The following is a 22,674-nucleotide window of genomic DNA, read 5'->3' as shown; positions in this document are numbered from 1 at the left end:
TGCTCCGCATGGACTCCCTCCTCCGCCTTGCGATGCACGCACCCAGACGCCGCCCGGCCCGCCCTGCGGGCGGACGACGGGGGTTTGAAGACGGGCCCTAGCGCGAGCCGCGCCGGGCGAGGTCGGCCCGGGCGCGGGCGTCGGCGGACCAGTGGGGGGCGTTCCACCGGTCGGCGATCGCGGCGGCCCGGGTGAAGTGGGCGGCGGCCTCGTCGTGGCGGCCGAGCAGGACGGCGAGTTCGCCGAGCGTGTGGGCGACCGGGCGCAGCGCCAGCGACAGGCTCGCCGCGCCGGCCGGCGGGCCGTCACGGTGGGGGAGGAGGGCCGCGTGGACCTCCTCGGCGGCGTCGCGGTCGTTCAGCGCGACGACCGCCATCGCCCGCAGGCTGGTCAGGAAGGTGAAGAAGAAGTCGGGCCGGATCGGGCCCGGTGCCGTCCGGGTCCGGCGGGCCTCGTCGGTACGGCCGGCGGCGTGCAGGGCGAGCGTGAGCAGGTCGGCGGCCATCGGGCCGAGCGCCCGGTGGAGGGCGCGCACCTCGTCCAGGTGGCCGCCGAGCGTGCCGTCGTTCAGCCGGACGGTCGCCAGCGCGAGGCGGCCGATGCCGGAGTGCACCGATCCGGCGCGTTCCATGCGCCCGGTGGCCTCCGCGTAGAGGCGCTCGGCGTCGGCGAACCGGCCTTCGACGAGGGCCAGCGGCGCCAGCGCGAGTTCGGCGGCGCTGATCGCCTCGGGCATCCGGTAGGCGCGGGCGAGGTCGAGCGCCTCCCCGGCCAGACGGGCCATGGCCGCCGGGTCGTTGGCGGCGGCGGCGTGCGCGGCCTGGTTGAGCAGCCCGGTCACCCGGTAGACGGGCAGGTCGTGCTCGACGCCGATCCCCACCAGCTCGCGGGCGTCCTCCTCCCGCCCCGCGGCGCCGGCCAGGACCAGCAGCGCCGCCGCCCGGAGACCGGGGCCGGTGGCCAGGACGAGCGCTTCCCGCGCCGCGGCCGTCGCGGCCGGATCGTCCTCGCCCACCAGCTCGTTGGCGTACGCGGTGAGGAGACGGGACCGTACCTCGGGCGCGAGGCCGGTGCGCGCGAGCAGGCGGCCGAGGCGGTCGACGACGGGGCGGTCGACCGTGCCGTAGGTGCGGGCCCGCCAGGGGGTGGGCTCGGTCCAGGCCGTGAAGGCGGCGACCATCAGATCGTCGCGGCCGATCGACTCGGCGTACTCCACGGCCTGTTCGCGGGTGCGCCGGGCCGCCGCGACGGCCCCCGCCCTGATCTGCGCGCGCAGCAGCCTGCCGAACAGGCCGACCCGCTCGTCCGGTGCGCACTCCCGTGAGTTGGCGACCGCGTCGGCCAGGAGCGCGGCGGCCACGTCGTGGGCGTAGCGCGCCTCGGCCTGCTCGGCGGCCCGTACGCAGTGGCCGACGGCCTTCGGCGAGCCCGCCCGTGCGTAGTGGTGGGCGAGCGCCGCGACGTCGCCGGTGCCCTCCAGGGCGGCCGCGATCCGGGCGTGCATCCGGGCGGCCCGCAACCGGGAGACGTCGGCGACCAGGGTGTCCCTGACCAGCGCGTGGACGAACCGGACGAGTCCGGGCCCGGGTTCGTCGAGCAGGCCGGCGATGACACCCGCGTCCAGCGCGTCGAGCACGCCGTCCTCGTCGGTGTCGGCGGCCCGTACGAGGACGTCCACCGGGCTCTCCCGGCCCGCCACCGCCGCCAGCCGCAGGACGGACACGCCGCTCTCGGGGAGCCGGGCCAGCCGGCGCCGCAGTACGTCGCGGACGCCCTCGGGGACCTCGGAGAGCGCGACCAGCGCGCCCTCGCCGGTCAGCAGCCGCGCGCTCTCCCGGACGTAGAACGGGTTGCCGCCGGTCCGCTCGGCGATCCCGGCCACGGTCGCGTCGTCGGCCTCGCACTCGGCGCGGACCAGTTGCGCGACGGCGTCGGCCTCCAGCCCGGGCAGGTCCAGCCGGAGCGGCGCGGTGCGGGCCAGGGCGCCGAGCGTCTCGGTGAGGCGCTCGCTCTCGTCCGCGCGGTAGGCGGCGACGACCAGGAGCGGGGCCCGCACGCCGACGACACCGCAAAGCAGTTCCAGCGTGGCGGCGTCCGCCCAGTGGAGGTCGTCCAGGAGGACGGCGACCGGCCGGCCGACGGCGGCCGCGGTGAGCCAGTCCCACACGGCCCGCCGCAACCGGAACCGCCCCGCCGTCGCGTCACCGCCCACGGGCGCGGAGTCGGAGAGCAGCGGCGCCAGGTGGTCGGCGAACTCCCCCGGAGGAGCGGTCGCGGCCACCGTCCGCAGCGCCTCGACCCACGCCCACGCGGCGGGCGCGCCGTCCACCTCGGGACAGCGCCCGGCGGCCACCAGCCACCCGTCCCGTTCCAGGCGCGCGCCCAGCCGCTCCAGCAGCGCCGACTTGCCGAGCCCGGCCTCGCCGGTGACGAGCGCGACGCGCGGCCCGTCGGCGGCGGCCCGCCCGGCGGCCGCCACCAGCGCGGCGAGTTCGCCGTCCCGCCCCACGAACGCCGCCGCACCGGGCCCGCCGGCAGGAAGCGGCGGCACAGGCAGGGGCACGGCCGCCGGGGAGGGCGGGACGGCCGCGCGCAGGACGTCCGTGCGCTGGGCGAGGATCGCCGCCTCCAGGGCCACCAGGTCCGGGCCGGGGTCCAGGCCCAGCTCCTCGGCGAGGACGGCGCGGGCCCGGCGGAGCGCGGCCAGGGCGTCGGCCTGGCGGCCGCTGCTCCACAGCGCGAGGGCGTGCATGCGCCAGCCCTCCTCGCGCAGGGGCGCCTCGCGGGTGAGGCCCGCCGCCTCGGGCACCACCGCCGCGGGGTCGCCGAGCCGCAGCCCGGCGGCGACGCGCAGCTCCCGGGCGACCAGGCGCAGTTCCTCCAGCCGGGCGGTCTCGGCGGCGGCCCACGGCTCGTCGGCGACCTCGGCGAAGGCCGGGCCCCGCCACAGTGCCAGCGCCTCGTCCACCCGCGCGCGGGCGTCCCGGGGAGCGGTGAGCGCACGGGCCTCGTCCAGCAGTTCCTCGAAGCGCCAGGCGTCCACCGCCCCCGGCGGCAGCCGCAGGGCGTAGCCGGGCGACGCGCTCACCAGCAGCCGCGCCGGGGTCCGCGGCGGGCGGCCGGGTTCCAGCAGACGGCGGAGATTCGACACGTACGCCTGCAGCGACGCCAGGGCGCGCGACGGCGGTTCGCCGCGCCAGAGGTCCTCGACCATCCGGTCGACCGGCACGACCTGCCCGCGCGCCGCCACCAGCAGGGCCAGCACGCCGCGCTGGCGCGGTCCGCCGAGGGGGACGGACCCGCCGCCGGCCTCGGCCGCGAAGGAGCCCAACACCCGGATCAAGACCATGACGTGACACATCGTACGCGCGGCCGCCGGCCGCATCCGTTCCAAGCCGGCTCCAAGTGGCCTCCAAAGCCCCGGAGGCAGTCTTGAGCCCGTCGAGCAGGACGAAGGGCAGGAGAGAAGAGATGAGCGTCAACACCCAGGACATGGAGATCGTCCACCGCGCCTTCCGGCGCGAGTCGCGGCTGCTGATGGAGCTGGTCGCGGCGGTCGCCCCGGGCGGCACCGCCCGCGCCGGGGTGATCGCCGGCCACTTCCGCGACTACCGGCTGGGGCTGAGGAACCACCACGAGGGCGAGGACGAGCTGCTCTGGCCGCCGCTGCTGGCCCGGGTCGACCTGGAGGCGGACATCGTGCTGCGGATGGAGGCCCAGCACGAGCGCGTCGCGGCCACGCTGGACCGGCTGGACACCGCGTTCCCGGCGTGGGAGGCCACCGCAGGAGCCGCCGAGCGCGACACCCTGGTGGCGCTCCTCGCCGACCACCGGGCGGCCCTGCTCGAACACCTCGACGACGAGGAGGCCACCCTGCTCCCGCTCGCGGCCCGGCACATCACCGAGCGGGAGTGGGCCTCGCTGGGCGAGCACCTGGTGGCCAACACGCCCAAGCCGACCCTGCTCACGCTCTTCGGCCTGGTCCTGGAGGACGCGAACCCGGCGGAGCGCGCCACGCTCCTGTCCGCCCTCCCCGCGCCGGTGCGCGGCGTCTGGCACCTCATCGGCCGCCCCCGCTACGCCCGCCACATCCGCCGCGTCCGCGCGGCCTGACCCCGACCGACCCACCCGGGCCCAGGAGACAGCCATGTCGCTCAAGACCGTCAACACCGCCCTGACCGCCGCCTTCGTCCTCTTCATCCTCTGGTTCGGGACGTCCTTCGTGGTGTCCCCCGAGTCCGTCGCGCCGGGCTACGGCCTGCCGAGCTGGCCCTCCGGCGACGGCGGCGGGTTCCTGGTCCTCAAGGGCATCCGCGATGTCGCGGGCGGCCTGGTCCTGGGCGCCCTGCTGCTGTCCGGCCAGCGCCAGGCACTGGGCGGGGTGCTGCTGGTCGAGGCCCTCATCCCGTTCGCCGACATGACCACCGTGCTCGCCCACCACGGCTCCGCCGCCGCCGCGTTCGGCGTCCACGGCCTGACGGCGGTGGCGATGGCCGTCACCGGCCTGCTGACCCTGCGCGAGACCCGCACGGTCCCGGCCCCGCGTTGAGCACCGGTGCGCCGGACGTGCCGGGTGCGGCGGGTGCGGCGGGTGCGGTGGGTTCACGGTCGGCGGGGAGCCAGCCGAGGGCCTCCAGGGCCGCGTGGATGGCGGCCGCGCCGGGGAGGTCGGGGCGGAGCACGCGGGGGTCCCCGGCGAGGTCGGTGAGCAGGGCGGGTTCGGCGCCGCCGACCACCACCGCGTGGGCGCCGAGCCGGTACAGCGAGAGGTCGTTGAGCGAGTCGCCGGCGACCAGCAGCTGCTCCGGGCGCCAGGCGAGCCTCCCGGCCAGGGCGCGCAGGGCGTTGCCCTTGGACGCCCGGGGCGGCAGGACGTCGAAGTAGCGGCCCCCGGAGTACACCCAGGCGCAGCCGAGCGCCTCGACGGCGCCGGTGAGCCCGCCGGTGAGGTGCCGCGGCGCCAGGTGGTAGGAGCAGCGGCCATCCTGGACGACGTCGTGCTGGTAGGCGAGGCCGGGGAAGCGGTCGAGTGCGGCGCGCACGCGGTCCGCTCCCGGCCAGCCGGCCCGCAGCCGCTCCTGGAGCGCCGCCACGGGGGTGAGGTCCGCGCCGTCGACGACGGTGGCGCCGACGTCGGCGATGATCCAGCGCGGCCGCGGGACGAGCGGGTCGCCCAGGACCTCGCGGACCGAGGCGAGACCCCGGCCGGTGGCGAACACCGGGGTCACCTCGGGGTGGCGGAGCAGCGCGTCCCGTAGTCGCCGCCGCTGGTCCGGGCTGCCGCCGAGCAGGGTGCCGTCCAGATCGGTGACCAGAATCCTCGACATCGGAGGACGCTAGCACGACCACGGGCCTTGGTGAAGTGTCCACCTCAAGAGCGGGCGGCCTCCTGGCGGAGCGTCAGCGGGCGCAGGTCGCTCCAGTGGGCGTCGACCCAGGACTCGCAGGCGTCCTCGGTGCCGGTGAAGCCGGCGGGGCGCCAGCCCTCCGGGACGGGGAGGGCGGCGGGGTGGAGGGCGTGCTGCTCCTCGTCGTTGACCAGCACGGTCCATCGGGCGTCGGTCACGGGGGCTCCCAAAGAGGACGGGGACGGTCAGCGGAAGCCGCCGTCGATGCGGACGACCTCGCCGGTGAGGTAGGAGGCCCGGTCGGAGAGCAGGAACGCGACCAGGTCGGCGACCTCCTCCGGGCGGCCGAGGCGGCGCAGCGCGACCTGCTCCAGCGAGCGTTCGACGGCCTCCTCCGGCAGGTCGGCGACCAGGTCGGTGTCGATGTAGCCGGGGGCGACCGCGTTGGCGCGGATGCCGTAGCGGCCGACCTCCTGGGCGAGCGAGCGGGTGAAGCCGATGATGCCGGCCTTGGTCGCCGCGTAGTTGGTCTGGCCGGGACTGCCGCAGACCCCGGCGACCGAGGAGAGGGTGACGATGGCGCCGTGGCGGCGCAGCGCCATGCCGTCGATCACCGCGCGGCAGGCGTGGTAGACGCCGCTGAGGTTGACCTGGAGGACGTCCTGCCAGTCCTGGTCCTCCATCAGCAGCAGGGGGGTGTCGCGCAGGATCGCCGCCGAGGCGACCAGGGCGGTGACCGGGCCCAGGGCGTCCTCGGCGCCGTCGACCAGTTCGCGGACGGCGGCCGGGTCGGCGACGTCGGTGCGCCGGACGTAGGTGGCCCGGCCGAGGCCGCGCAGCTCCTTCTCCAGGGTCCGGGCGGCCTCGGCGTCGGCGCCGTAGCACAGGGCGACGTCGTAGCCGTCCTCGGCCAGCCGCAGGGCGGTGGCCCGGCCGATGCCGCGGGTGCCGCCGGTGACCAGCGCGACGGGGGTGGCCGTGGGGTTCATCGGGTGCCTTTCGCGTGCGGGAGGGGGGCGGTCAGGACGCGGTGGCGCAGCTCGGCGAGCGGCAGGTCCGGGTGGCGGGTCAACAGGTCCAGGACGAGGGGCCAGCGGCGCATCATGGCGGCCATCGAGCGCGGGTCGATCCGCTCCGGCGAGTACAGCCACAGGCCGCGCAGCCCGGCGTCGGACTCGTGCATCATCAGGTAGAGGTCGGCGTTGTGCGGGCGCATCTCGGTGATCAGCTCCGGGATCACCTCGGCGTCGCCGACGCCCAGGTTCAGCGGCGCCGCGCTCAGGCCGTGCAGGTCCAGCGGCTCGCCCGCGACGTTCAGCAGGTTGAACAGCAGCCGCAGCGGGTTGCGGTCCTCCCCGGCGTCCCGGCGCAGCCACCGCAGCGGGACCTCCTGGTGCAGATGCGCGTCCAGGACACCGGCGCGCACGGCGGTGACCAGGTCGCGGACGGTGGCGTCCGCGGCGGGTCGGGGGCGGACCACCACCGGGTTGATGAAGAAGCCGATCATCTGCTCGGTCTGCGGGTGCTCGCGGCCCGCCAGCGGGAAGCCCACCGCGAGGTCGGAGCCGCTGTCCGCGTAGCTCTGCAGCAGCAGGTGGAAGGCGGACAGCAGCAGCATGAACAGGGTGGTGCCCTCGCGCTGCGCGGCCTCCTTCAGCGCCGCGGTGACCTCCGGCTCCAGTACGAAGCCGCTGGTGTAGCCCTCGACGGCGCCGGCCTTCTGGTGCTCGGGCGCCTCGAAGCGGGGCGGCGCCGGCAGGTCCGCCAGCAGCCGCTCCCAGTGGGCGACGTGCTCGTCGAGCTCGCCGTCGGCCAGCCGCCGGCGCTGCCAGGCCGCCCAGTCCGGGTACTGGACCGCGGGCTCGGGCAGCCGGGGCTCGCGGCCCAGCACCCTGGCGGCGTACAGCTCGCGCAGCTCGCGGCCGAGCAGCGCGTACGACCACAGGTCGACCACGATGTGGTGCAGCACCAGCACCAGCACCCACGCGTCCGGGCCGGTGGCCACCAGGGTGCCGCGCACCAGCGGGCCCGTGGCCAGCCGGAACGGGCGGTCCACCTCGGCCGCGACCAGCCGGCGCAGCGCCTCGGTCCTGGCGGCCGCGGGCTCGCCGCGCAGGTCCACGGTGGCCAGCGGCCAGCCGCCGACCGGGTCGGCGAGCTGGTGCCAGGAGCCGGCGCCGTCCTCGACGATCCGGGTCCGCAGCGCCTCGTGGCGGCCCACGATCGCGTCCAGGCCGTGCCGCAGCGCCGCCGGGTCGAGCCTGCCGGTCAGCACCGTCGCGGTGATGACGTTGTGGTGCGGGGCCTCCGGGTCGACCGGCTGGTGCATGATGTCCAGCTGGGCGAAGGACAGCGGTACGCCGTCGCCGCGGTCGGCCCGCGGGACGGTTGCGCCGCGTCGGGTCCGGCGGGTCCGGCGGGTGGGCCGGACCGGCGGGGGGCCGCCGGCGCCGGGTACGGCCGCGCAGGTGCCGACGGCCGTGAGCGCGCCGAACCACAGCTCGGCCAGCTCGCGCACCGCGCCCTCGTCCAGCACCCCCTCCTCCCACGTCCAGGCGGCCGCGAGGCGCGGGCCGTCGGGGCCGTCGTAGCTGACGGCGTTGAGCTCCACCGGGTGGGTGCGCGGCCCGGCCGGGGCGTCGGCGTCGCCGAGGGCGAGCGCCGCGTCGGCCGTGACCGGCGCCCAGGGGGTGTCCGGGCCGGCGTCGGCGAAGCGTCCCAGGTAGTTGAACGCCACCTGCGGGGCGGGCAGGGCGGCCAGCAGCGGCGCCGTCTCCGGGTTGAGCCGGCGCAGCAGGCCGTGGCCCACGCCGTCCCCGGGCAGGGCGGCCAACTGCTCCCTGATCCGGACCACGGCGGCGGCCAGCTCGGGACCGGCCTCCTCGACCTGCGGCCAGCCGAGCGGGCCGGCGGCCAGGCGCACCGGCTGGACGCTGGTGAACCAGCCCACGGTGCGGGACAGGTCCACGCCGTCGGCGAGGTCCTCCTGGCGGCCGTGGTTCTCCACGGCGACCAGGACCCCGCCGGCCGGCGCCTCGTGCGGGGCGCGGCGGCGGCGCCACTCCTCCAGGGCGATGCCGAACGCGGCCAGCAGCACGTCCTGCACACCGGTGTGGAAGGCGCCGGGGGCGGCGGCCAGCAGCGGGGCGGTGCACTCGGGCGGCAGGGTGAGCAGCAGCCGGCCGGTCCCCGTGGTACGCCCGGCGGCGGTGGCCGGGAGCAGTGCGGGCGCGCCCGCCAGCAGCCGCTGCCAGTCCGGGAGTTCGGCCAGGCGGTGCGGGGCGGCGGCCTCGCCGGTGAGCAGGCCGGCCCAGCGGCGCACCGAGGTGCCCACCGGGGCCAGGACCACCGGCCGGTCCGCCAGCACCGCCTCGCCGGCGGCCCGCAGGTCCGGCAGCAGGACGCGCCAGGACACCCCGTCCACCACCAGGTGGTGCAGCACCAGCAGCAGCCGTCCGGGGCGTTCGGCCCCGGCGTCCAGCCAGACCGCCTGGAGCATCGTTCCGGCGCGCGGGTCCAGGAGGCCCCGGGCGGCGGCGGCCTGTCCGGCGGTCAGCGCCCGCAGCCCGGCGGCGTCGAGGCCCGCGGCGTCCACCCGGCGCAGGTGGCCGGCGACCCGCACCGAGCCGGCCGGCCGGGCGTGCAGCACCCAGCGGCCGTCCGCCCGCTCGGCCAGCCGGGAGCGCAGCACGTCGTGGTGGTCGACCAGCGCCTGCACGACGGCGGCGAGCCGGGGCAGGTCCAGGCCCGCCGGTACGGCGACCACCGCCTCCTGCGCGAACCGGCCGAACTCCTCGTCGGGCAGGTCCAGTTCGCGCAGCCACTCGGTGATCGGGGTGGGCGCGATCTCGCCGGTGCCGACGTCCTCGACGCCCGCCGCGTCCCCGGCGGGGACGGCCACCGCCGCGAGTTCGGCCACCGACGGGTGGGCGAACACATCGCGCGCGCCGATCACCAGCCCGGCCGCGCGGGCCTGCGAGACCACCTGGATCGCCTGGATGCTGTCGCCGCCGAGGTCGAAGAAGCCGTCCCCGGTGCCGACCTCCGGCAGCCCCAGCACCTCGGCGTAGATCGCGCACAGCGCCCGCTCGGCCGGGGTGCGCGGGAGGCCGGAGCCGGTGGCGGCGGTGAACTCCGGCGCGGGCAGCCGCTCCCGGTCCACCTTGCCGTTGGCGGTGAGCGGCAGGTCGGCCAGCACCACCACCGCGGCCGGGACCAGGTACGGCGGCAGCTGCGCGGCCAGCGCGGCCCGCAGCGCCGCCGGGTCCGGCGCCGCCCCGGGGCGGGGGACGACGTAGCCGGCCAGCGCGCGCCGGCCCGGCCGGTCCTCGCGGACCGCCGCCACCGCCTGCGCCACCTCCGGCAGGGCGGCCAGCGCGGACTCGACCTCGCCCAGCTCGATCCGGAAGCCCCGGACCTTCACCTGGTGGTCGGTGCGGCCGAGGAAGTCCAGCCGCCCGTCCGCCCGCCACCGCACCAGGTCCCCGGTGCGGTACATCCGGGTGCCGGGCGGCCCGTACGGGTCCGCGAGGAAGCGGCGCGCCGTCAGACCGGGGCGGCCCAGGTAGCCGCGCGCCAGGCCCGTGCCCGCCACGAACAGCTCGCCGGGAACCCCGGGCGGCACCGGTCGCAGCCCCTCGTCCAGCACGTACACCCGCGCACCGGCGATCGGCCGGCCGACCGGCGGCGCGCCCTCGCCGGGCGCCAGCGGCCCGGTCAGCGTGGCGCACACCGTGGTCTCGGTCGGCCCGTAGGCGTTGACCATCCGCCGGCCCGCCGACCAGCGGTCGGCCAGCGCCGCCGGGCAGGACTCGCCCGCGACCACCAGCGACAGCCCGGCCGGCAGCCCGCCCTCCGGCACGGCCGCCAGCACACTGGGCGGCAGCGTCACATTGGTCACCCCGTACCGCTCGCAGGTGCGGGCCAGCGGCTCGCCCGGGAGCAGTTCCTCCTTCGGGACGACCACCAGCGCGGCGCCGGTCAGCAGCGCGTCGCAGCGCTCCGCCAGCGAGGCGTCGAAGCCCGGCGAGGCGAACTGCAGCACCCGGCTGTCCGCGTCCAGGCCGAAGCCCTGGGCCTGCGCCGCGACCAGGCCGGGGATACCGGCGTGGGTGACCACCACGCCCTTGGGCGTGCCGGTGGAGCCCGAGGTGTAGATGACGTACGCGGCGTTCGCCGGGGTCAGCGGCGCGGTGCGGTCGGCGTCGGTCGGGGCGGTGGCGTCCGGCAGGGCGGCGAGTTCGGCCGCCGTCTCCGGTGCGTCCAGCCGCAGCACCGGGACACCGGTGGCGGGCAGCGCGCGGGCCGACTCCGCGACCGTCAGCAGCAGCGCCGGGCGGGCGTCCCGGAGCAGCAGGCCGATCCGCCGCGCCGGGTGGTCCGGGTCGACGGGCAGGTAGACGGCGCCCGCCTTCACCACGGCGAGCATCGCCACCACCGAGGCGGCCGAGCGCGGCAGCGCCACCGCCACCGGCCGCTCCGGCCCGGCGCCGCGATCGATCAGCAGCCGGGCCAGCCGGTTCGCCTCCTCCTCCAGTCGCGCGTAGGTCAGCTCCCGCTCGACGTCCACCACCGCGAGCCGGTCGGGGGTGCGGGCCGCCTGTGCCTCGAACAGCTGCGGCAGGGTGGCGGCTGGCGGCGCCGGGTCCGGCGGGTTCCACCCGGTCAGCAGCCGGTGCCGCTCCTTGGGGGAGAGCAGCTCCACCTCGCCCACCGGGCGCTCCGGCGCGGCGCAGACGGCCAGCAGCATCCGGCGCAGCCGCTCGGCCAGCAGCTCCACGGTGGCCGGGTCGAAGACGTCGGCGTTGTACTCGACGACGCCGTCGATCCCGGCCGGGGCGCCCTCGCCCGGGGCGCGCCGCCCGGTGAGCGAGAACACCAGGTCCATCCGGGCGCCGCCGGTGTCCGCCGGTAGGACCTCCTCGGCCAGGCCCGGCAGGCCGAGCACCGCGTCGGGGACGTTCTGCCAGGCGAGCATCACCTGGAACAGCGGGTGGTGGGCGGTGGAGCGGGTGGGGCGCAGCGCGTCCACCAGGAACTCGAACGGGACCTCCTGATGGGCGTACCCGTCCAGACCGCGCTCGCGGACCCGCGCCAGCAGCTCCCGGAAGCTCGGGCGCCCGCCCAGATCGGCGCGCAGCACCAGGGTGTTGACGAAGAAGCCGACCAGCTCCTCGGTGGCCGCGTCGGTGCGCCCGGCGACCGTCGCCCCGACCGGGACGTCGTCCCCGGCGCCGAGCCGGTGCAGCAGGGCGGCCAGGGCGGCGTGCACGACCATGAACTCGCTGGCGTCGTGCCGCCGGGCGAGTTCGGCGACGGCGGTGTGCAGCGCGGCGTCCCAGCGCAGTGCCACGGTGCCGCCGCGCTGGGAGGCCCCGGCCGGGTGCGGCCGGTCGGCGGGCAGCGCGATCCGCTCCGGCAGCCCTTCCAGCGCGCGGCGCCAGTAGGCGAGTTGGTGGTTCCAGGTGCTGTCAGGGTCGTCCTGGTCGCCGAGCAGCCGCCGCTGCCACAGGGTGTAGTCGGCGTACTGGACCGGCAACGGCGCCCAGCGCGGCGGGCGGCCGTCGCGGCGGGCGGTGTAGGCGGTGGCGAGGTCGCGCCCGAGCAGGGCGACGGACCAGCCGTCGGCGGCGATGTGGTGCACCACCAGGACCAGGGTGTGCCGCTCCGGGCCGTGCGCCAACAGCTCGGCGCGCACCGGCAGTTCACGGGCCAGGTCGAAGCGGTGGCGGGCGGCGGCCGCGACGGCCCGCGCGGCCGCGGACTCGGGCAGTTCGGTGACGGTCAGCGCGGCGCTCCCGGCGGCCGGGCCGAGGACGTGCTGGCGCGGGACGCCCGCGGTGTCGGGGAAGACGGTGCGCAGCGCCTCGTGCCGCTGGACCACGTCGGCGAGCGCGGAGCGCAGCGCGTCGGCGTCCAGCGGGCCGCTCAGGCGCACCGCCATCGGGATGTTGTAGGTGGCGGAGGGGCCCTGCATCCGGTCCAGGAACCAGAGCCGGCGCTGGGCGAAGGAGAGCGGCAGCTCGGCGGGCCGGGGCCCCGGCGCCAGTTCGGGGCGCGGCGGTGCGGCCCCGTCGCCCTCCCCGGCCAGCCGGCGGGCCAGGCCCGCCACCGTCGGCGTCTCGAACAGCGCCCGGACCTGCACCTCGGCGCCGAGGGCGGCCCGGATCCGGGAGACCAGCCGGGTGGCGAGCAGGGAGTGGCCGCCGAGGTCGAAGAAGCTGTCGTGGACGCCGACCGAGGGCACCCCGAGCACCTTGGCGAACAGTGTGCAGAGCGCCTCCTCGCGCTCGTCGCGCGGGGCGGTGTACGCGGAGGCGAGGTCGCGGCGCTCGCTGTCGGGGGCGGGCAGCGCCTTGCGGTCGGTCTTGCCGTTGGGGGTCAGCGGCAGGGCGTCGAGCAGGACGAAGGCGGAGGGGACCATGTAGCCGGGCAGGCGTTCGGCGAGGGCGGCGCGCAGCACCGGGACCAGCCGGCGGGCGAGCCGGCGGCGGGTGCCGCTGACGTGGCGGCCCCAGTCCGGCTCCCGCGGCGGCACCTCGGCGAGGCGCGGCAGGGCGTGCAGCGGCGCGCCGTCGGCGCCGGTCCGGCGGGCGACCAGGGCGAGCGCGCCGTCGGGGCCGTGGCCGGACCAGTCGAGGTCGATCCGGTGGCCGGTGGCGTCGGCGAGGGACCACAGCTCCTCGGGGTCGACGGCCGCCGCGTCCTGCGGGGGGTGCCCGAGGGCCTCGGCGAGGTCCCGGACCCGGGCGTTGGGGATGCCCCGGACGGCGAGCAGCGCGGGCCGCTCGCCGGTCAGCCGCTCGCGCAGCGCCGCCACGGTCAGGCCCTCGGCCGTCCAGTCCAGCCACTCGGCGGCGGGCCCGGCGGCGGGCGCGCCGGTGGTCAGCACGACGTCGTAGCGGAAGCGGGTCAGCTCGTTGGCGGCGGAGGCCCGCTTGGGCAGCACCCGGACCTCGCCGATCGCCGGGAAGCGCCGGGGCAGGGCGGTGAACAGGGCCGGGTCGAACACCAGCTCCTCGTCCTCCTCCACCCGCCGGCGCACCCGGGCCTGCAACTCGGCGTCGGGCAGGCCGGGTTCGGCGTGCGCCCGCTGTACCGAGAGGTGGAAGGCCGCCAGCAGCGGCAGGCTGCGGATGTCGCCGAGGAACAGCGAACCGCCCGGGGCGAGCCGGGCCAGCGCACCCTCGACGACCCGCAGAAGATAGCGCTCGTCCGGGAAGTACTGGACCACCGAGTTGAGCACGACGACGTCGAACGACTGCTCGGGCAGCCGGTCGAGCCGGTCGGCCGGGCAGGCGTGCAGGGCGACCTCGCCGAACGCGCCGCCGGCGGCGCCGGTCACCGCGCGCAGGCCCGCCAGGGCGACCTCGGAGATGTCGGTGCCCCAGTACCGCCCGGTGTGCGGGGCGACCCGCTGGAGGATCAGACCGGTGCCGCAGCCGATCTCCAGCACCGCGCGCGGGCGCAGGGCGAGCACCCGCTCGGCGGTGCGGTCGGCCCACTCGCGCATCTCGGCGGCGGGGATCGGCTCGCCGGTGTAGCTGCTGTTCCAGCCGCGCAGGTCCTCGCCGGGGACCGCCGCGGCCGGGGCGTCCGTGGGCTCGTCGTAGGCGGTGTCCCAGATCCGGCGCCACTCGTCGACCTGATCCGGCCACTCCCGCGCCGGGCCGTCGCCGTCGCCCCCGGACGGCACCACGTACGCCACCAGCCGCTGGTCACCGGGCACGTCCTCACGGACCGTCACCACCGCGTGGCCGACCTCCGGGCGGGCGGCCAGTTCGCTCTCGATCTCGCCCGGCTCGATCCGGAAGCCGCGCAGCTTCACCTGGTGGTCCAGGCGCCCCAGGAACTCCAGGCCGCCGTCACGCCGGCGGCGCACCAGGTCCCCGGTGCGGTAGAGGCGCGCCGCCGGGTCCGGGTCGAACGGGTGCGTCACGAAGCGCTCGGCCGTGAGCTCCGGCCGGCCCAGGTAGCCCCGGGCCAGCCCGGCGCCGCCGACGGCCAGCTCCCCGGGCACCCCGGCCGGCACCAGCCGGCCCCGCTCGTCCAGCACGTGCAACTCGGTGTTGGCGATCGGTGCGCCCAGCGTCACCGGGCCTTCGCCCACCTCGGCGACCGCCGACCAGATGGTGGTCTCGGTCGGCCCGTACATGTTCCACAGCTCCACGCCGCCGGCCAGCAGCCGGCGCGCCAGCGCGTCGGGCAGCGCCTCGCCGCCGGCCAGCACCTTGAGGCCCGGCGCGCCCCGCCAGCCGGCGTCCAGCAGCATCCGCCAGGTGGACGGGGTGGCCTGCATGACGCTCGCCCCGCTGGCGGCCAGCAGCCGGGCCAGCCGCTCGCCGTCGGCGGCCGCGGCGCGCTCGGCGACCACCACCCGGGCGCCCTCCACCAGCGGCAGCAGCAGCTCCAGCAGTGAGATGTCGAAGGAGTGGGTGGTGACGGCGAGCAGGGTGTCCTCGGCCGTGAGGCCGGGCCGCTCGGCCATCGAGCGCAGGAGGTTCGCCAGCGCCCGGTGCGGGACCTGCACGCCCTTGGGCCGTCCGGTGGAGCCCGAGGTGTAGATGACGTAGGCGAGGTCCGCGGCGTCCACCGGCGCGCCCGGGTCGCCGGCCGGTTCGGCGGCGAGCTCCGCGCGCAGCTCGTCCAGGCAGAGCACCTCGGCGCCCGACGCGGGCAGCCGCTCGGCCACCGGCCGCTGGGTGAGCAGCACCGGCAGGCCGGAGTCGGCCAGCATGAAGGCGATCCGCTCCGGCGGGAACCGCGGGTCCAGCGGGACGAACGCGCCGCCCGCCCTCAGCACCGCCAGCAGCGCCACCACCAGGTCCACCGAGCGCTCGGTGCAGACGCCGACCAGCACGTCCCGGCCGACGCCGTGCCGGCGCAGCCGGCGGGCCAGCCGGTCGGCGCGGTCGTCCAGTTCGGCGTAGCTCAGCGCCTCGGCGCCGCAGCGCACGGCCTCGGCGTCCGGGGTGCGGGCGGCCCGCTCGGCCACGCGGTGGTGGACCAGGCCCGCGTCGGGCCACTCCCGGCGGGTGTCGTTGCCCCGCTCGCGCAGCTCCCGCTCCTCCTCGGCCGAGAGCAGCGGCAGATCGCCGACCGGGCGGTCCGGCTCGGCGAGCAGCCGCTCCACCAGCAGCCGCAGATGGGCGGCGAGCCGGTCGACGGTGGCCGGGTCGAACAGGTCGCGGTTGTACTCGAAGCGGCCGCTCAGGCCCTCGGGCCGGTCGAAGACCTGGAGTTCCAGGTCGAAGCGGGCGGTGTGGCCCTCCACCTCCATCGGCTCCAGGCGCAGCCCGGCCGCGTCGAAGGAGGGCATGGCGATGTTCTGGAAGACGAAGGAGACCTGGAAGACCGGGGTGCGGGAGAGGTCGCGCCGCGGGTGCAGCTCCTCCACCAGCCGTTCGAACGGCAGCTCCTGGTGGGCGAAGGCGCCCAGGCAGACCGGCCGCACCCGGGCCAGCAGCTCCCGGAAGGACGGCGCGCCCGACAGGTCGGTGCGCAGCGCCAGCATGTTGGCGAAGTAGCCGATCAGCCGCTCCACCTCGGGGCGGCCCCGGTTGGCGACCGGCACGCCGACGACGACGTCCTCCTCCCGGGTGTAGCGGTGCAGCAGCACCTGGAAGGCGGCGAGCAGGGTCATGAACGGGGTGACGCCCTCGGCTCGGCTGAACTCGCGGACCTCGTCCATGAGGCGGGCGGACAGCGTGAACGGGCGCGAGCCGCCCCGGGTGCTCCGCACGGCGGGCCGGGGCCGGTCGGCGGGCAGCTCCAGCGCGGCCGGCGCCCCGGCGAGCGCCTGGGTCCAGTACGCCAGGTCGGCCGCCGCCCCGTCGCCCTCCAGCCGCTTGCGCTGCCAGACGGCGTAGTCGGCGTACTGGACCGGCAGCTCGGGAAGCCTGGCCCCGGTGCCGGTGGCGTACCCGGCGTAGAGCGCGACCAGCTCGTCCAGGAACACCGAGGTGGACCAGAGGTCGCCGGCGATGTGGTGGATGGTCAGCAGCAGCACGTGCTCGTCGGCGGCCAGGCGCAGGAACCGCATCCGCACCAGCGGGCCGGTGGCGAGGTCGAACGGGCGGGCGAACTCCTCCCGGGCCAGCGCCTGGACGCCTTCCTCGCCGTCCGGACCGGCCAGGTGCTCGCAGCGCACGACCGTGAGCTCCGGCTCGGCGCCCTCGGTGACCACCTGGACCGGCTCGCCGTCCTCCGCGCGGAAGGTGGTGCGCAGCGCCTCGTGCCGCCGGGCGATCGCGGCGACGGCGCGCCGCCACAGCTCCAGGTCGAGCGGGCCGCGGATCCGGGTGGCGCCGCAGACGTTGTAGGCGGTGTCGCCGGGCGTCAGCTGGTCCAGGAACCACATCCGCTGCTGCGGGAAGGAGGCCGGGAAGCGGTGCTGCCGGGGTTTGGCGGAGGCCTGCCTGCGGCGCAGGCGTTCGGCGAGCAGGGCGCGCTTCTCGGCGGCGGACAGGGCCGCGGGGTCGGGGGTGGTCATCGCACGTCCGTCCTGGTCTGTGTCGCGGGCGCTCATTCCTGGTCCCCCCGGTCGGTGGACTCCTCGGCGAGCAGGGCCTGGAGCCGGGCCTCGACCTCGTCGTCGGACAGGCCGTCGAGGTCCTCCAGGCCGTCGGGGCCGTCGGGGCCGTCCAGGCCGCCGAGTCCGTCGAGTCCGGCGTCGGTGTCCCGGCTCAGCGCCTCGATCGCCTCCCCGGTGTCGCCGCCGCCGGAGCCGGACAGCAGCCTGACGGTGTGCGCGACGGTGGGGGAGTGGAAGAAGTCCCGCAGGTCGAGCTCGGTCCCGAAGCGGCCCTGGATCCGGGTGTTGATCTGCACGGCGGCCAGCGAGTGGCCGCCCAGCGCGAAGAAGTCGTCGTCGACGCCGACCTCCTCGACGCCCAGCACCTCCCGCCAGAGCGCCGCCACCGCCTCCTCCTGCTCGGTGGCCGGTGCCACGAACGGGGTCGCCAGGTCGGGGCGCGGGTGGCTGCCGGCCGGTGGTGCCAGCTGCTCCAGCTCCCGGGCCAGCAGGGCCGGGGTGACCGAGCGGGCGAGGCCGCGCAGCGCGTCGAAGTCCTGCGGGGTGACCACCAGATGGGCCGGCAGGCCGGGCTGCGCCAGCATCCGGGCGAAGGCGGCCCGGCCGTCCGCCTCGGTGAAGCCCGCGCCGAGCGCGGCGAGCGCCCCGCCGGCCGCCGGCCGCGGGTCCTGCCCGGTGGCGCCGCCCGCCGCCTCGGCCTCCGCGACGGTCTGCGCGATCTGCTCCAGCAGGGCGTCGACGTCGTTGATCCGCTTGACCGTGAAATCGGTCACCTGGACCAGCAACCGGCCGTCGGTGTCGAGGAGTTCGAGGTCGCAGGTGAGGGTCTCGCCGCCGGCGCCGGGCTTGATGTCCACGCCGACGTGCACGGTGGCGGTCAGCGGGTGCAGGATGCGCAGGCTCCGGTAGGTCAGCGGCAGGTAGTACGGGTCCTCGGCGTGCAGCCGGAAGACGCCGCCGGCCATGTCGAGCAGCGCCGGGTGCAGCGGGTAGGCGTCCAGGTCGGCGCGGAAGGCGTCGTCCAGCCGCAGGGTGGCGAGCATCCGCCGGCCGCCGGTGCGGATGGTCTCCAGCACCTGCCAGCGCGGCCCGAACCAGAACCGCAGTGGTCCGCCGCCCTCCTCGAAGCGCTCGACGCCGAGCCGGCGGCGGATCTCCTCCTCGGTCGACAGCACCTCGGTCACCTCGCAGCGGGCCTCCACCTCGGCGAGGTCGCGCACGGTGTCCGGGCCGCGTTCGTGGAAGGAGGCGGAGCCGGTGGCGTGCTCGCGCCACGGCGCGCCCTCGCCGGGGCGGCTGCGGACGGTGAACCGGGTGCGGCCGGCGTGCTCCTCGATGGTGGTGAAGACGGTCCGGTGCTGCCCGTCGGGGACGATCACCGGCGTCATGAACAGCACGTCGTGCAGCTCGGTCGCGCGGTCGCCGGCCTGCCCGGCCAGCGCGGCGCGGACGAGTTCCAGGTAGGCGGTGCCCGGCACCAGGCCGTGGCCCATCAGCCGGTGGTCGTCGACGATCCAGCTGTCCGCGGTGGACAGCACCGTCTCGTAGACGCGGGTGGCGCCCTCGGCGCGGACCAGCCGCAGCAGCGGGTGCCCGGTCTCCGCCGCGCCCGCGCCGGTCCCGGCGGTGAGCCCGGCGGCCATGCCGACGCCCTCCCAGGTGCCCCAGCCGAGCGAGGTCACCGGCCGGCCCTGCCCGCGCCGCCAGTGGGCGTAGGCGTCCAGGAAGGCGTTGGCCGCGCCGTAGTCGCTCTGGCCGGGGCCGCCGAGGACGGCGCTGACCGAGGAGCAGAGCAGCAGGAAGTCCAGCGGGTCGTCCGCGCAGAGCCGCTCCAGCAGCAGGGTGCCGACGGTCTTCGCGGCCAGCACGCCGTCCGCCTCCGCCGGGGTGCGGCGCGCCAGCATCCCGGCGGAGGGCGCCCCGGCGGCGTGCACCACGCCGTTCAGCGGGCCGAACCGCTCGCGCAGCCCGGCGAGCGCGGCGGCGAGCCCCGCCTCGTCGGTGACGTCGGCGCGCAGCACCGCGATTCGCGCGCCGCGCTCGCGCAGCCGTTCCAGCCGGCGGATCCGGACGGTGGTCGGGTCCTGCTCGCCGTGCGCCGCCGGCCAGCCGGGCCAGGCGTCCTCGTCCGGGAACGCGGAGCGGCCGAGGAACGCGAGGACGGGGGCCTCGCAGCCGTCGGCCAGCTGTTCGGCGAGGGCCAGGCCGACGCCGCCGAGCCCGCCGGTGACCAGGTAGACGCCGCCGTCGCGCAGCTGCGCCGGGCCGTCGGCGGCCGGCGCCAGCGGCAGGGCGTCGAAGTCGCGGACCCACCAGTGCCGTCCGCGCAGGGCGAGTTCGCGCTCCTCCGGCTCGCGCAGCAGCAGCGTGTGCACGGCGCGCACCGCCTCCTCGCCCGGGGCGTGCGGGTCGGTGCCGGTGAGGTCCAGCAGGCGGCACCCGACGTCCGGCAGCTCCTGCGGGACGACGGTGCAGGGGCCGGCCAGCAGGGCCTGCTCGGGGCGCAGCGGCTCTTCGCCGGTGACGGCGTGCACGCCCCGGCAGAGCACGTCGACGGTGACCGGCACGGCGGGCCGGGCGTCGTCGAGGGCCTGGGCGAGGGCGCTGAGGCTGTCCAGGCCGAGCCGGCGGGCCGCCGCAAGCCGGGCCTTGTCCACGGCGGCGTCCTCGGACGGGTCGTCACCGAGGCTGAACGCGTGCACCAGCCGCAGCGAGGCCGCGCCCCGGAGGTCCAGCGCGGCGAGCAGTCCGGCGAGCTGCGCCCGGTCGGCCGGGTCGAGCGCCCAGGAGTTCTCGCCGCGGGCGTGCGGGCCGGGGACGCGCAGTCCGTCGGTGCGGGCGGAGCCGTCCTCGGCGCGGACCCGGACCACGGTGGCGCCCTGGTCGGCCAGCCGCCGCGAGAGCGCGGCGCCGAGGCCGGTGCCGTCGCCGAGCACCACCCAGAGCGGCTCGCCGCCCTGGCCCGGCCGGCCGGCGGCGGGTGCGAGGCGCTTCCAGCCGGGCGTGCGGAACCACTCCTCGACCGGCACCGGCCCGGCCGGGCGCGGCGGCGCGGCGGCGGAGCCGTCCGGCTCCGGGTCGACCCAGTGGCGCTCGCGCTGGAAGGCGTAGCCGGGCAGCCGCAGCACCCGGCCGGCAGCGGGTGCGAGGGCGGCGGGGTCGACGGGCGCCCCGGCGCTCCACAGCGCGCCGAGCGCCTGCGCCAGCCGGATCCGGTCGTCCTCCCGCTCGTGCGGGTGGCGCAGCGAGGCGACCACCGCGCGGCCCTCCCGCCAGGCGTGGTGGCGGCGGACGAAGTCGCCGAGGGTGTGCCCGGGGCCGACCTCCAGCAGGACCCAGGACGGGTCGGCCAGCAGCAGCCCGGCCGCGTCGGCGAACCGGACGCTCTCGCGCAGGTGGCGGCCCCAGTACTCGGGGCTGGTCGCCTCCTCGTCGGTGATCCAGGTGCCGGTGAGGTTGGAGCAGAACGGGATCCGCGGCGGGCTCAGCCGCACCCCGCGCACCGCCTCGACCAGCGGGCCGACGGCGCCGTCCATGGCGGCGGAGTGGAAGGCGTGCGAGGTGTGCAGCCGGCGGCAGGCGACGCCGGCGGCCTTGAGCCGCCGCTCCAGGCCGTCCACCGCCCCGGCCGGGCCGGAGACCACGCTCAGCCCGCTGGAGTTGACCGCCGCCACGGCGAGCCCCGCGTCGTCGCCCAGCCAGGGCGCGAGGTCGCGCTCGGCCAGGAAGACGGTGAGCATCGACCCGGCGGGCATCGCCTGCACCAGCCGGCCCCGGGCGGCCACCAGCCGTACCGCGTCCTCCAGGGAGAACACGCCCGCCAGGCAGGCCGCGACGTACTCGCCGACGCTGTGGCCGGCCATCGCCTCCGGCCGCACGCCCCGGGCCTCCCACTGCCGGGCCAGCGCGTACTCGACCAGGAACAGCGCCGGCTGGGCGGACTCGGTGCGGGTCAGCCGCTCCTCGGCGGCCTCGGCCCCGCCGGGGGCGGGGAACAGCAGCGTGCGCGGGTCCTCGCCCAGCTCGGCGGCGAACAGCTCGGCGGCGCGGTCGAGTTCGGCCGTGAACACCGGCTCGTGGCGGTACAGGCCGCGCGCCATGCCGACGTACTGGGTGCCCTGGCCGGGGAACAGGAAGGCGACCCGGGCGTGTTCGGCGGCCTCGGCCGTGCCGGCGGCGGTCACGGCGCGCAGTGCGGCGACGGCCTGCGCCCGGTCGCGGGCGACCAGCGCGCGGCGCCGGCCGAAGGCGCGCCGGCGGTGGGCCAGGGTGTGGGCGAGGTCGGCCAACGGGGTGTCGGGGCGGGCCTCCAGGTGGTCGGCGAGCCGCCGGGCGCCCTCGGCCACGGCCTGCGCCGTGCGCCCGGACAGCGCCAGCAGCACCGGCGCGGCATCGTCCTCGGCGGCGGCGGCGGCGGCCGGGGCGGGCGCGGGGGCCGGGCTCTCCTCCAGCACTAGGTGCACATTGGTGCCGCCGATCCCGAACGAGCTGACCCCGGCCCGGCGCGGCCCGCCGCCCCGGGGCCACGGCCGCAGCCGGTCGTTGACGAAGAACGGGCCCGACTCCAGGTCGAGTTCGGGGTTGGGCTTGGTGAAGTGCGGCGTCGGCGGGATCGCCTCCTGGCGCAGCGCCAGCACCGCCTTGATCAGTGCGGCGACCCCGGCGGCGGCGTCCAGGTGGCCGATGTTGGCCTTCACCGAGCCGATCGCGCAGTAGCCGGTCGCCTCGGTGGTCTCCCGGAACGCGCGGGTGAGCGCGGCGAGTTCGATCGGGTCGCCGAGCGCGGTGCCGGTGCCGTGGGCCTCCACGTAGCCGACCGAGCCGGCCTCCACCCCGGCCACCGCCAGCGCCTCGGCGATCACCGCGGCCTGCCCCTCGACGCTCGGCGCGGTGTACCCGGCCTTCAGCGAGCCGTCGTTGTTGACCGCCGAGCCGAGCACCACGGCGTCCACGGTGTCGCCGGCCCGGCGGGCGTCGGCCAGCCGGCGCAGCACCACCACGCCGGCGCCGTTTCCGGGCACCGTCCCGGCCGCCGCCGCGTCGAACGGCCGGCAGTGGCCGTCGGGGGAGAGGATGCCGCCCGGCTCGTACCGGTAGCCCTGCTCCAGCGGCGAGCCGATCGAGACGCCGCCGGCCAGCGCGAGGTCGCACTCGCCGTTCAGCAGGCTCTGGCAGGCCAGGTGGACGGCGGTGAGCGAGGTCGAGCAGGCGGTCTGCACGCTCAGGGCGGGCCCGGTCAGGCCGAGCTTGTAGGCGACCCGGGTGGCCAGGAAGTCCTTGTCGGAGGCGAGCATCGTCTGGTACGGCCCCGCCGAGTCGAAGACCCGCCGGTTGGCCGTCACATTGTGCAGCAGATAGGTGTTCAGGCCGGCGCCGGCGAACACCCCGATCCGGCCGGTGAACTCCTCCGGCACACAGCCCGCGGACTCCAGGGCCTCCCAGGCGCACTCCAGGAACACCCGGTGCTGCGGGTCCATGATCCCGGCCTCGCGCGGGTTGTAGCCGAAGAACGCCGCGTCGAATAGGTCGGCGCCCGCCGGCACGCCCTTGGCCCGGACGTAGCCGTCCCGGCCGGACACCGCGGGGTCCACGCCGGACGCCCGCAACTGCTCCTGCGAGAGCACGGTGATCGACTCCCGGCCCTCCTCCAGGTTCCTCCAGAAGGTGTCGACATCGGGGGCGCCGGGGAAGCGGCCGGCCATTCCGACGATGGCGATCCGGTCGGGTTCTTCGGACATCTCCGGCATCGGGGTCTCCTGTCGCTCTCTCACATCGCTGTCCGGGCTCATCGCT

Annotated in this window: 8 protein-coding genes; 2 read left to right on the top strand and 6 right to left on the bottom strand. The window is 77.2% G+C overall.

Going from position 1 to position 22,674, the window contains the following annotated elements; all coding sequences use genetic code 11:
- Positions 1 to 97: 97 nt before the first annotated feature.
- A complete protein-coding gene (locus ACFZBX_RS23165) occupies positions 98 to 3,349 on the bottom strand; it encodes a BTAD domain-containing putative transcriptional regulator (RefSeq protein WP_391535675.1) in 3,252 nt (1,083 codons plus the stop codon).
- A 122-nt stretch (positions 3,350 to 3,471) separates the two neighbouring features.
- On the opposite strand from ACFZBX_RS23165, the gene ACFZBX_RS23160 reads away from it, so the two are divergent.
- Together ACFZBX_RS23160 and ACFZBX_RS23155 are read left to right on the top strand one after the other, a co-directional pair.
- Positions 3,472 to 4,113, top strand: coding sequence for a hemerythrin domain-containing protein (locus tag ACFZBX_RS23160; RefSeq protein WP_391535674.1), 642 nt, complete (start codon positions 3,472 to 3,474; stop codon positions 4,111 to 4,113).
- A gap of 34 nt (positions 4,114 to 4,147) precedes the next feature.
- A complete protein-coding gene (locus tag ACFZBX_RS23155; protein ID WP_391535673.1) occupies positions 4,148 to 4,549 on the top strand; it encodes a DUF4267 domain-containing protein in 402 nt (133 codons plus the stop codon).
- Here ACFZBX_RS23155 and ACFZBX_RS23150 read toward each other — a convergent pair.
- The 5 genes from ACFZBX_RS23150 to ACFZBX_RS23130 are packed head-to-tail and all read right to left on the bottom strand — an operon-like array spanning position 4,497 to position 22,628.
- Positions 4,497 to 5,327: an HAD-IIB family hydrolase gene (locus ACFZBX_RS23150; RefSeq protein WP_391535672.1), complete on the bottom strand. Its 831-nt coding sequence runs from the start codon at positions 5,325 to 5,327 to the stop codon at positions 4,497 to 4,499. The two genes, ACFZBX_RS23155 and ACFZBX_RS23150, sit on opposite strands and share 53 nt — an antisense overlap.
- Before the next feature lie 44 nt (positions 5,328 to 5,371).
- The gene (locus tag ACFZBX_RS23145; RefSeq protein ID WP_391535671.1) at positions 5,372 to 5,566 is read right to left on the bottom strand and encodes an MbtH family protein; all 195 of its coding nucleotides are present in this window, start codon (positions 5,564 to 5,566) and stop codon (positions 5,372 to 5,374) included.
- Positions 5,567 to 5,593: 27 nt separating this feature from the next.
- Positions 5,594 to 6,337 carry a 3-oxoacyl-ACP reductase FabG gene (gene fabG / locus ACFZBX_RS23140; RefSeq protein ID WP_391535670.1) on the bottom strand — a complete coding sequence of 248 codons (744 nt, stop codon included), beginning with the start codon at positions 6,335 to 6,337 and terminating at the stop codon, positions 5,594 to 5,596.
- A complete protein-coding gene (locus ACFZBX_RS23135) occupies positions 6,334 to 16,839 on the bottom strand; it encodes an amino acid adenylation domain-containing protein (protein WP_391535669.1) in 10,506 nt (3,501 codons plus the stop codon). Before ACFZBX_RS23135 ends, fabG begins: the two co-directional genes overlap by 4 nt.
- Positions 16,840 to 16,871: 32 nt before the next feature.
- Positions 16,872 to 22,628: an SDR family NAD(P)-dependent oxidoreductase gene (locus ACFZBX_RS23130; protein WP_391535668.1), complete on the bottom strand. Its 5,757-nt coding sequence runs from the start codon at positions 22,626 to 22,628 to the stop codon at positions 16,872 to 16,874.
- Between the last annotated feature and the right edge of the window lie 46 nt (positions 22,629 to 22,674).

The sequence above is a fragment of the Kitasatospora sp. NPDC008115 genome (assembly GCF_042957205.1).
Lineage (GTDB): Bacteria > Actinomycetota > Actinomycetes > Streptomycetales > Streptomycetaceae > Kitasatospora.
Note: the sequence above shows the minus strand (reverse complement) of the source record. Positions and strands in the feature narration are given on the sequence as shown.

Excerpts from the sequence above, each read along its gene's own strand:
- ACFZBX_RS23150 (WP_391535672.1), bottom strand. The coding sequence starts at position 5,327 with ATGTCGAGGATTCTGGTCACCGATCTGGACGGCACCCTGCTCGGCGGC.
- ACFZBX_RS23135 (WP_391535669.1), bottom strand. The coding sequence starts at position 16,839 with ATGACCACCCCCGACCCCGCGGCCCTGTCCGCCGCCGAGAAGCGCGCC.
- ACFZBX_RS23155 (WP_391535673.1), top strand. The coding sequence starts at position 4,148 with ATGTCGCTCAAGACCGTCAACACCGCCCTGACCGCCGCCTTCGTCCTC.
- ACFZBX_RS23165 (WP_391535675.1), bottom strand. The coding sequence starts at position 3,349 with ATGGTCTTGATCCGGGTGTTGGGCTCCTTCGCGGCCGAGGCCGGCGGC.
- ACFZBX_RS23130 (WP_391535668.1), bottom strand. The coding sequence starts at position 22,628 with ATGCCGGAGATGTCCGAAGAACCCGACCGGATCGCCATCGTCGGAATG.
- fabG (WP_391535670.1), bottom strand. The coding sequence starts at position 6,337 with ATGAACCCCACGGCCACCCCCGTCGCGCTGGTCACCGGCGGCACCCGC.
- ACFZBX_RS23160 (WP_391535674.1), top strand. The coding sequence starts at position 3,472 with ATGAGCGTCAACACCCAGGACATGGAGATCGTCCACCGCGCCTTCCGG.